Raw genomic sequence first — 9,644 nt, forward strand, 5'->3', positions numbered from 1 at the left:
TTCCCACCAGTGATATATGAATGGGTATATTGCCAGGTTAAACTTATTAAACATCGTGCTTACTCAAATTCAAACTTCTAATACCGCACGCTCAGCTGACCGAAGTGCTCCTTCAAGATGTCCTCCAAGTTCAGAAGAGGTTTCTGTGCCAGCAAAAAAGATTTTCTTATTCCACTCACTGGTACTTTTCGGTTGACCATAGTTTGGAAATTCCCTTAGCGGTTCGGCGTCTTCATCAACCGCAGTATCGGGATCACTAGACCAATCTTTATACAGGAGGGAAATCGGTTTTTCAGCGGAAGGCCCAAAGAGCCTAGTCAACTGATCGACGACAAGTTTTAGAACTCGTTCCTCCCCTAACTCTTGGCGCATCTTTGCAGGTATCCCAAAGAAACCAAAGAGTGCTCCTGAACCTGTATCGGGTGACGCATCATGGATTTCTTGCAAAGGACCTGCCCAACTCGTTACCTGACCGGAAAGTCCATCTTCTCGCCAAAATGGTCGATTATAAATCGCAACTACCTTAGCTTGTCCTGCCATCCAAGTGGGCTTGTCTACTAAGCTCGTCATAAGCTCAACAGGGAGCGAAGGCGAGAATGCTATGTGACGCGCAACGATGCGCGGAGGTAATGCTAAGATTACAGCTCTTGCGCCTATACTTTCCTTCTTTCCTTCAGCGAGGTCTGCATCAACAGTAATCGTTCCTTCTTCATCCATACGAATCGCCGTTACACGTGTGTCTAATTCAACTGTCCCGGGAGGAAGAGTAGCAGATACGGCATCAATGAGTGACCGAACACCTCCAATGATCCGAACTGACTTCTCAACAGTTCCTTCCGGTAGGACATGTCGTTGTATAGGCTCACTCTTAGACTGTTCAAAAAGTATTGCTCCTTCAGTGTGCTGTGCGAATGTCTGTAAACCGAGTTCGCTAACAAGACTAGAAATACTAGGCTCATGTTGTGGCCAGAACCATGTTGGTCCTAAATCAAACGTACCGAGGTCAGGCCTATCCACGACAGTCTCACTTAAAACTCTACCTCCAATTCGGCCTCGCGCTTCCAGTACCCTACACTCGATACCCTGTGAAATAAGCAAAGATGCAGCACGAAGACCGCTTAAACCGGCCCCCACAATTATAATCGGATTATTCATATTTACCTCCACCCACCGTGTTTACTCCGTCCAAAACAACTGGAAGACTTCTCAACCAACAGTATGTGGAGCTTATTTATGCTGAATTTCTTTCAAATATCGTCTTAATACGGAAGTTTATTGTTCAAAATCTAACATTTTGAAAGTTATATCAGACTGTCCCCGTCCCATCAACATCTTTTCCAAAGTTATTAAGCAATGCACGCACTTCATCTGTTGATTTCGTGTTCATCAATTGATTTCTTAATTCACCAGCTCCACGAAATCCTTTGACATAAATTTTGAAAAAGCGATGTAGCCCTGTGATTGACCGTGGCAGTGCTTCCGCATATTGATCTTGAAGATCAAGCTGCAGTCTTAAAAGATCAAGATATTCTTTACTGCTATGCTCTTTTGGCTCTTTTTCAAAAGCAAAAGGATTTTTAAAAATACCTCGCCCGATCATAACTCCATCTATACCATATTGTTCAGCAAGTTGCAGCCCAGTTTGACGGTCAGGAATGTCTCCATTGATTGTTAGTAGCGTATTTGGTGCGATACGGTCACGTAATTTTTTGATTTCTGGAATTAGCTCCCAATGCGCATCTACTTGGCTCATTTCTTTTGTTGTACGTAAATGAATAGAAAGGTTAGCAATATCCTGTTTTAAAATATGCGTTAGCCACTCCACCCACTCGTTTACATCCTTATAGCCAAGTCGTGTTTTCACGCTGACAGGCAGTCCGCCCGCTTTTGCTGCTTGAATAAGTTCTGCCGAAACGTCTGGACGCAGAATAAGTCCACTACCTTTCCCCCTTGATACCACATTCGGTACAGGGCAGCCCATATTAATATCGATGCCTTTAAATCCTAGCTCTGCCATGCCAATACTCATTTGACGGAAATGTTCGGGATTGTCCCCCCAAATATGTGCCACCATTGGCTGTTCATCTTCTGTAAAAATCAAACGGCCACGCACACTGTTCATGCCCTCAGGATGACAATAGCTATCCGAGTTTGTAAACTCTGTGAAAAACACATCCGGTCGACCCGCTTCACTTACTACATGACGAAAAACAACATCTGTCACATCCTCCATTGGTGCAAGCACAAAAAATGGTCGTGGTAAATCACGCCAAAAATTATCTGTCATTTCAAACTCAATCCTCTCACTATGGATACAACTTCAAACTCTCATCTCAAAAATATAAAGCCCAATGTTCCACTTCTTTTTCACCTATATCATGCTTACTAACTTTTTACACTCGGATATCTATTGTTACATCAAACATGTTTAGTTTAACGAAAATCCGTCCTAAATGGGAAATGTTAATTTTTTTGAGAAGTGTCTATTAAATACGGGTACTTTTGAGGCAGTATAATATAAGTCATTAACACAAAGGAAGTCCTCGAATCCATTATAGATTCTGGACTTCCTTTTCATTATTTCCTTAACTCTAACCAAGCCACTGCTTCACAATGCGTAGTTTGTGGGAACATATCAACAGGTTGAACTTCTTTCGTTTCATAGCCACCATCTTCTAATATGCGTAAATCCCTCGCAAGTGTTGCTGGGTTACATGATACATAGACAATCCGATTCGGTTTTTGTTCGAGTATCGTTTGAAGCAATGCTTCGTCGCAGCCTTTACGAGGTGGATCTACTACTAGTACATCAGCTGTTTTGCCCTCTTTGTACCATTTAGGTATGACGACTTCTGCTGGGCCCGCTTCGAAATAGGTGTTGTGTAGTCCATTGATTTCAGCGTTTCGTTTCGCGTCTTCAATCGCTTGTGGCACGATTTCTACTCCTAAGACTTGCTTCGCTTGTTTCGCTAAGAACAGAGAAATGGTTCCGATTCCACAGTAGGCATCAATGACGGTTTCTGTCCCGGTTAATTGAGCATAGTCTAGTGCTTGTTGGTATAACACTTCTGTTTGTTCTGGGTTAACTTGATAGAATGAACGAGCTGATATTTCAAATCGCACATCTCCGATTAAATCTTCAATGACATCTTTGCCCCAAAGTGTGTTGGTTTTTTCGCCAAATATCACATTTGTTTTTTCTTCGTTAACGTTTTGTACAATTGAAGTGACTTGTGGCAAGATTCGTTTGATCGCTGCTACTGCTTCAACTTCTTGTGGGAATTTCTTTTTCTTGGTGATTAGTACGACCATGACTTCGCCGGTTGCGCGTCCTTTACGGATGACCACGTGACGCAGCATACCTTGGTTCGTTTTTTCGTTATATGGAGCAATGCCCAGTCGGCCTAATTCTTTTTTCATTTCACGAAGGATTTCGTCAGCTTCTTCCGTTTGAATGATACAAACATCGGTGTCTGCAATTTCATGTGAACGGGTTTGGTAAAAGCCTGCGACTACTCGGCCATCTTGAATGCCAAATGGAATTTGAGATTTGTTACGGTAACGCCAAGGGTTGTCCATTCCTTTTACAGGATGAACGGTTACATGCGGTAACTTCGCGATACGTTCCATTGCATTTTTGACCAGTTGTTGTTTCCACATCAATTGTCCTTCATAAGATAGATGTTGGACTTGGCATCCGCCACATTCATCAAACACGTGACAAGGTGGTGCTACACGGTGTTCAGATGGTGTAATAATTTCAATTAATTTGGCAAAACCATATGATTTCAATGTTTTTAAGACATGTACTTCTGCTGTTTCACCAGGCAGTGCGCCCACAATAAATAACGGATAACCGTCTACTTTTGCGACACCTGCTCCGTCATGCGTTAGATCTTCTATAGAAACCGTGATGCGGTCGTTTTTTTGTACCGGTAAAGACATTTAACTTCCTCCATTTCAATTGCTTTAATTGTATCATGAAGGTATGAAAAAAGCAGAATGGCTTATCCCATTTTTCTATTCACCGTCAGTTATTTTTGGCGGTGACCAAATGAAGATTATTTCCTAATTAATATAGTGGTGCTTGAGTTTATTGGCAATTAGGAAATGGGTTTATATCTTGAATGGTTTGATAATCATAATGCTTGAGTGCAAACTGAGACTGGTATAAGTACTCCAAGATGTAAAGTTGACCATCATAAGCATTGCATAATATGCCCGAAGTTCCTTGACCATTCGCAAATGAAATTCCAATTGGTTGACCAATTAAGAATCTGATTTTCTTCTGCCAGGGCATAAAAATCACTCCTTTTTTGTTAACATATGAAGCTTTCCAAAACTATGTTCAAATCACTAGGTAAAGATGACATGTTCAAATGAACCGTTGAATTAATAAAGGAATTTTTTAATTGGTGTAGAACCATAATAGTACAGGTATTAAAGATGAGGAGAGATAAAAATGGAACAAACCAAACAAAAAATCCATTCCTTTTTAATGTTTGAAGGGACGGCTGAAGAAGCAATGACTACGTATACTTCACTATTTGATCAATCTGAGATTATTAGTATGATTCATTATGGACCAGATGAATCTGGTATTGAGGGTTCAGTTTTACACGCAACGTTTTCAATAAAAGGACAAGAGTTTATGGCTAGTGATAGCAATGTGAAACACGATTTTACCTTTACCCCATCTATATCTATGTTTGTTACATGTGATTCTGAAGAAGAAATTGATGTGGCTTACGCAAAATTATCTCAAGGTGGAGAAATTTTAATGCCTCTCGCTGCATATTCTTTTAGTTCAAAGTTCGGATGGATCAATGATAAGTTCGGCGTTTCTTGGCAATTAAGTCTTCCTCTTGAATTATAACTATTCGCCATTGGAGAGTTACCACCATTTCAAGAAAGTTGGGTTAGAATGGTAGTATTCCTTACAAGTATCTTCACCATTTTCATCACGATTTCCACTGTTTATTATCTGATCAAGTTGTTCACTTTAGCCTACCAAAAAAAGCAGATTACGTATTCTCGGTTACTGTTTTATGTAACGACTTCTATCGCAGTAGGTTTTATTGTGGCTTCCATTCTACCTTTGGCGATTATTACAATAGTTGAAGTACTTATTTAATCGATGAAGGAACTTAATATGGTCGTCATAACGGGGCTGTCCTAGAGTCATAAATATGACTCTAGAACAGCCCCGTTTTTCTTATTAGTAGAGGTTGATTTCCGTTCCAAACGGACGCTTTCCGCGGGGCATGTCCTCAGCCTCTTCGACGAGCAAAAAACATCTGCTCCTGCATCGCTACGCTAGCTTCGTCGCAAACAAGTTGTGCAACCACAACTTGTTGCCTGTGGGGTCTTCGGCTCATGCTATTCCCGCTGGAAAGATATTGGACGAGTAACCGCAGGAGCAGTCTTTTTTGCCGTCTTCCACTCCAATCAACCATTCATAATGTGCAGAACAGACAATTATAACTTCAAATGTAGTCGTAGAAAAAATACTTATTTGTCTACGCTTATTTTATATTAGGCACTAATTAGAAATCCTCTTTTCTTTTATGGAAAATGGAGTCCTTTTGAAAAAAATTATATTAAAGAATACTTTTGATTTGGCGAGCAAATTTACGATGAACAACATGATACTTTAACAAAGTATTATGTTGACAGATAATTGGAACTTTTTATTCATTGGCACGTATTAATATTAGATAATCTAATAGGACAAATGATTATGTATCGTAAACTATTTACAAACCATTCATCAAGTTAAAATGAATTAACTAATACGAAGGAGGAAGGGATATTATGTTTGAGATATTTGTGAAAAAAGTTAAATCTGACATCGTGATTAGATGGCTATTATCAAAGATAACAATTCCAATAACTGATATTTTAAGAGTTACCACAGATGACACTTATGGCGGTGAAGAAAAAAAGGCAATTAGAATTGGAATGCCGTATGGCACTACAGACAGAGTCGTTATCATCACAAAGGAAAACACATATATTTTATTTACAACCAACTACATATCGATACAAAAAAAATTAAACTCGTACATCAATTCATCGACCAAATAAGAAGACCCGATATTAATTAACTACTTACTACTTCGTCGGGAATTGAAAAGGGGACTTCCTAGTTGGAAGCCCCCTCTCGATTTAACTTTACTGATCTATTCCAATGCCTTCTTTACGGCTTCAAGAGCATGTATGTTGGTTGTATCAAATAAGGGAACTTCTGAATCCTGTTGTTTTACTAATAACCCAATCTCTGTACACCCTAAGATAATGCCTTCAGCCCCATCATCAACTAATCGTTTGATAATCTTTTGATAACTTTCCAGTGATGATGGCTGAATTTCTCCTAAACACAATTCTTCAAAAATCACTCGATTTATGATTTGTCTATCCTCACTATTGGGTACTAAAACCTTAATCCCATTTGATTCTATACGTGATTTGTAAAAGTCCTGCTCCATTGTATATTTAGTGCCGAGTAAGCCAATCGTGCGTACATCTGACTTTAGAATTTCATTTGCCGTGGCATCAGCAATATGTAAAATAGGGATGTTGATCTTTTCTTCAACATATTCAATTACTTTGTGCATGGTATTGGTACAAATGATAATAAAATCTGCTCCCGCTTTTTCCAAAGATAGTGCAGCATCCCCTAATAAATGTCCAGCTTTCTCCCACTCCCCCGCGGCTTGATAACGTTGAGTCTCTGCGAAATCCACGCTAAATAAAATGCACTTTGCGGAATGTAATCCACCCAATTGCTTTTTTACTTCTTGGTTGATTAGCTGGTAATACTTAGCTGAAGACTCCCAGCTCATACCGCCTATTAGACCTATCGTTTTCATATGCAACCCCCTCCATGTTTGAAAAATTACAATCTCATTGGAATCTCATAGCTTGATCAAACAAACAATATCGATGATACATACACGACAATTGTGACCGTAATACTACTTAATACGGTCGTAAACAACACGGTTTGAGCTGCTATATCTGGATACACATCATATTCTAAGGCAAGTGTTGCACTGTTTCTTAAGTTGGAAATGAACTTCCGATGAATAGTGACTGAGCGACTACCCCGTCTAGCCCCATGATGTAAATCAGCAAGAGTGCGATGCTTGGACCGATTATTAATCTGCCGATACTGCTAACGACGATCATCTTGTTAAAGAGGGTTCTAAATTGGATTTTCGCTAGTTGTGCACCCAATAAAATCAGGGCTATAGCGATGAATGCATTGGCCAGTTGGTTGATTGGAATCCAAATAAAATCTGGCATGGTGATATGATATGCATTGAAAAGCGCACCGAGAATCATTGCATGAATGATTGGCAGTAACAAGAGTGCTCTCAATATATCTAGTCCGGACTTGGTTGCAGAGATTAAGTTGTATAAACCATATGTATAGGTAAGAATATTTTGAAAGACCACCATAATAATTTGAATGGATATACCCAGTGGGTTGGCTTGAAATATTAGCTGGCTAACCGGAATTCCATAATTCCCTGAATTCATCAGCACTACACTATTATTAAATACACCCGATTCCCCTTTATCCAGTTTCAGAATTTTACTTACTACGGAACCAACAATCATTAAACAGACACTGAATATCACTAAGTATCCAATGATTTGCAGAAGAACTTGAATGTCGATATCGGTTTCATAAATATTCATAAAAACAGCTGCTGGCATAAAACAATACGTAATCAAATTGGATAGCGCCTTTAAATCAAAATTAAATTTCCGTTGCAAACTTGCACCAATGACTAAAAGAATCAGGATTGGCAAGATCACGTTTAAAAAGACAGTAGCTAAAAATGGCATGAACATTACTCCATTCGGTTGTACAACTATACTGGTGACATTCTTTTGGCAATTAGAAGACGATTGCTGCTCTCAAATTAGTTATTCCATTTTCTAAATACCCTTTTAAACAAGTCAACATATAAACCCAACCCTCTTTATTTCCTAACAAGTTACTTATTAAATCATTATCGTTTTCGTTCCAACCTTTTTCGTTGACTTCGATAATAGTCGTCGTATGATCCAATTCGTTCAACGTAATCGTAACCACATGTTCGTCCCCAGGTGCACCCCATTTGAATACGATGTTCTGATTGTCTTGGATTTCTAGTACTGTTAACTCAACTTCTGCATTGTATTCTTCATATCTCCATGTAATCGTTTTGTCTTGCTCCAGTCTTCCTGAACCCGATGAAAACCAATAATTGGCCATTTTCGTAGGATCTACAAGTGCTTCAAATACCTCGTTAACTGGCTTTGCTATTTTTAATTTCGTATTTACTTGAATTTCCATACTATTTTAATTCTCCTTTAATGACATTAGTTTTCCTCATGTACTATACATTCACCTTTAATCAGCTAACTCCTTTTTATCTAATGAAAAAAAGGACCAGCTAGTCGGTCCTAAGCCGTTCAGTATTTAATCACTTCTCCTACATAAAAACTCAATTAGTCCTATTAGCAGCACGATTAGATGACTATTTTTTATGGTTTTTTTAACTTTTAGTCTTTGAAATTATCAATGACAATGCCTACTATAAGACCCACTCCAGAACCTATCCCTATGGATAAACCAAGGTTTAAAGAAAATAACACACTGATGATTATCCCCATTCCTGCACCAAAAACCAATCCAATACCTACTGCTTGCTTTAACAAAACGACACCCCTTTCAAATATCAAACTTCAACTGAATCCATTTCCCTTAAAATTAAAGGACAAGTTTCTGGTATCCATGCGCTAAGAACAGATTGTGGTGGTCGATGAACGATGGTGCCGTAGCCGTAGCCTTCATATATACTGTTAAAAAAGTGTGTAAAGAAGGAGACCATGATATGAACATACATTTGTTGATTTTTATTACCTCAGTTCAAGAAAAAGCAGAAAATACTAGACAAGAAATGATGATGAAATCATTTGAATCCGATATTCGTCCTGTTAAAGGAGACATAATAGATGATCCAGGATTTCATTCCGGGTTTCATAATGGATATGAGATTGTAAAAGTTACGATCAGTTACGCTTCAAATGAGTGCTTTGTTTCACTAACACCACTTGTGCAAGAACTTGAGGAAATCACAGTGGATGTCTATATAGAGAAACTTGAAGCAAATGGATGGCATGTTGTTTCAAAAGAAGAATTAAACCCTATGTAAACAGGCAATACCCCATAATCATTTTATTTTTTATATCGTCATAAATTGAGTCAATTTCATAAATTAATAGTCTATCTTACAAGGCTCAGTTTTTTAACTGGGCCAAATTTAATTTGCTATTTTAATTTTCATGGGAGTTCAATAGGACTTACTGACTTAGGAACCACATTAAGCTGTATTATTGTGAAATAAATAAACTAAAATTAAATTGAATGAATATTACTATAGCGAGTAACATGAGTACCCCTTCGCTAAGAGTTAGCATGTATTGTTTGGGGTTCTTCGCATATTTCCTCTCAAAAAAAGTGGATAGGATACAATTAGTTGGACAACGAAATTAAGGGCAAGTAGAATAATACACAACCAGTGAGGAGAATCTACTATGTCCAAAAAAAGAAGAACATTTTCAACCGAGTTTAAAAAACAAGTGGT

Annotated in this window: 11 protein-coding genes and 1 pseudogene; 4 read left to right on the top strand and 8 right to left on the bottom strand. The window is 38.4% G+C overall.

Annotated features, from left to right (window positions below):
* Positions 1-69 precede the first annotated feature (69 nt).
* From ACFPYN_RS09655 to ACFPYN_RS09670, 4 genes are all read right to left on the bottom strand, one after another.
* Positions 70-1,155: a flavin monoamine oxidase family protein gene (locus tag ACFPYN_RS09655; RefSeq protein ID WP_377733820.1), complete on the bottom strand. Its 1,086-nt coding sequence runs from the start codon at positions 1,153-1,155 to the stop codon at positions 70-72.
* Between the two features lie 151 nt (positions 1,156-1,306).
* Positions 1,307-2,287, bottom strand: a complete 981-nt coding sequence (locus ACFPYN_RS09660; protein WP_377733822.1) for a tRNA dihydrouridine synthase — start codon at positions 2,285-2,287, stop codon at positions 1,307-1,309.
* Between the two features lie 290 nt (positions 2,288-2,577).
* On the bottom strand, positions 2,578-3,945 hold the full coding sequence (gene rlmD / locus ACFPYN_RS09665) for a 23S rRNA (uracil(1939)-C(5))-methyltransferase RlmD (protein WP_377733823.1): 1,368 nt from the start codon (positions 3,943-3,945) through the stop codon (positions 2,578-2,580).
* Between the two features lie 148 nt (positions 3,946-4,093).
* Positions 4,094-4,300, bottom strand: a complete 207-nt coding sequence (locus tag ACFPYN_RS09670) for a hypothetical protein (RefSeq protein WP_377733824.1) — start codon at positions 4,298-4,300, stop codon at positions 4,094-4,096.
* Positions 4,301-4,462: 162 nt separating this feature from the next.
* Here ACFPYN_RS09670 and ACFPYN_RS09675 point away from each other — a divergent pair, with 162 nt between their 5' ends.
* The 3 genes from ACFPYN_RS09675 to ACFPYN_RS09685 all read left to right on the top strand — a co-directional run bounded on the left by ACFPYN_RS09675 (position 4,463) and on the right by ACFPYN_RS09685 (position 6,087).
* Positions 4,463-4,876 carry a VOC family protein gene (locus ACFPYN_RS09675; protein ID WP_377733825.1) on the top strand — a complete coding sequence of 138 codons (414 nt, stop codon included), beginning with the start codon at positions 4,463-4,465 and terminating at the stop codon, positions 4,874-4,876.
* Positions 4,877-4,924: 48 nt separating this feature from the next.
* On the top strand, positions 4,925-5,134 hold the full coding sequence (locus ACFPYN_RS09680; RefSeq protein WP_377733827.1) for a hypothetical protein: 210 nt from the start codon (positions 4,925-4,927) through the stop codon (positions 5,132-5,134).
* A 680-nt stretch (positions 5,135-5,814) separates the two neighbouring features.
* Positions 5,815-6,087: a SunI/YnzG family protein gene (locus ACFPYN_RS09685; RefSeq protein WP_377733829.1), complete on the top strand. Its 273-nt coding sequence runs from the start codon at positions 5,815-5,817 to the stop codon at positions 6,085-6,087.
* Between the two features lie 95 nt (positions 6,088-6,182).
* Here ACFPYN_RS09685 and ACFPYN_RS09690 read toward each other — a convergent pair whose 3' ends face one another.
* From ACFPYN_RS09690 to ACFPYN_RS09705, 4 genes and pseudogenes are all read right to left on the bottom strand, one after another.
* Positions 6,183-6,872 carry an aspartate/glutamate racemase family protein gene (locus ACFPYN_RS09690; protein ID WP_377733830.1) on the bottom strand — a complete coding sequence of 230 codons (690 nt, stop codon included), beginning with the start codon at positions 6,870-6,872 and terminating at the stop codon, positions 6,183-6,185.
* Positions 6,873-6,928: 56 nt separating this feature from the next.
* Positions 6,929-7,857, bottom strand: a pseudogene (locus tag ACFPYN_RS09695) (AEC family transporter).
* Positions 7,858-7,909: 52 nt separating this feature from the next.
* Positions 7,910-8,350 carry an SRPBCC family protein gene (locus ACFPYN_RS09700; protein ID WP_377733832.1) on the bottom strand — a complete coding sequence of 147 codons (441 nt, stop codon included), beginning with the start codon at positions 8,348-8,350 and terminating at the stop codon, positions 7,910-7,912.
* 209 nt (positions 8,351-8,559) lie between these two features.
* Positions 8,560-8,715: a hypothetical protein gene (locus tag ACFPYN_RS09705; protein WP_377733833.1), complete on the bottom strand. Its 156-nt coding sequence runs from the start codon at positions 8,713-8,715 to the stop codon at positions 8,560-8,562.
* Between the two features lie 176 nt (positions 8,716-8,891).
* Here ACFPYN_RS09705 and ACFPYN_RS09710 point away from each other — a divergent pair, with 176 nt between their 5' ends.
* Positions 8,892-9,212, top strand: a complete 321-nt coding sequence (locus ACFPYN_RS09710; RefSeq protein ID WP_377733834.1) for a hypothetical protein — start codon at positions 8,892-8,894, stop codon at positions 9,210-9,212.
* The last annotated feature ends 432 nt before the right edge of the window (positions 9,213-9,644 follow it).

The organism is Paenisporosarcina macmurdoensis, assembly GCF_042658845.1.
GTDB lineage: Bacteria > Bacillota > Bacilli > Bacillales_A > Planococcaceae > Paenisporosarcina > Paenisporosarcina macmurdoensis.

What these genes read in the sequence shown, in the direction of transcription:
- ACFPYN_RS09655 (WP_377733820.1), bottom strand. Translation starts at nt 1,155, where the DNA reads ATGAATAATCCGATTATAATTGTGGGGGCCGGTTTAAGCGGTCTTCGT.
- ACFPYN_RS09660 (WP_377733822.1), bottom strand. Translation starts at nt 2,287, where the DNA reads ATGACAGATAATTTTTGGCGTGATTTACCACGACCATTTTTTGTGCTT.
- rlmD (WP_377733823.1), bottom strand. Translation starts at nt 3,945, where the DNA reads ATGTCTTTACCGGTACAAAAAAACGACCGCATCACGGTTTCTATAGAA.
- ACFPYN_RS09670 (WP_377733824.1), bottom strand. Translation starts at nt 4,300, where the DNA reads ATGCCCTGGCAGAAGAAAATCAGATTCTTAATTGGTCAACCAATTGGA.
- ACFPYN_RS09675 (WP_377733825.1), top strand. Translation starts at nt 4,463, where the DNA reads ATGGAACAAACCAAACAAAAAATCCATTCCTTTTTAATGTTTGAAGGG.
- ACFPYN_RS09680 (WP_377733827.1), top strand. Translation starts at nt 4,925, where the DNA reads ATGGTAGTATTCCTTACAAGTATCTTCACCATTTTCATCACGATTTCC.
- ACFPYN_RS09685 (WP_377733829.1), top strand. Translation starts at nt 5,815, where the DNA reads ATGTTTGAGATATTTGTGAAAAAAGTTAAATCTGACATCGTGATTAGA.
- ACFPYN_RS09690 (WP_377733830.1), bottom strand. Translation starts at nt 6,872, where the DNA reads ATGAAAACGATAGGTCTAATAGGCGGTATGAGCTGGGAGTCTTCAGCT.
- ACFPYN_RS09700 (WP_377733832.1), bottom strand. Translation starts at nt 8,350, where the DNA reads ATGGAAATTCAAGTAAATACGAAATTAAAAATAGCAAAGCCAGTTAAC.
- ACFPYN_RS09710 (WP_377733834.1), top strand. Translation starts at nt 8,892, where the DNA reads ATGAACATACATTTGTTGATTTTTATTACCTCAGTTCAAGAAAAAGCA.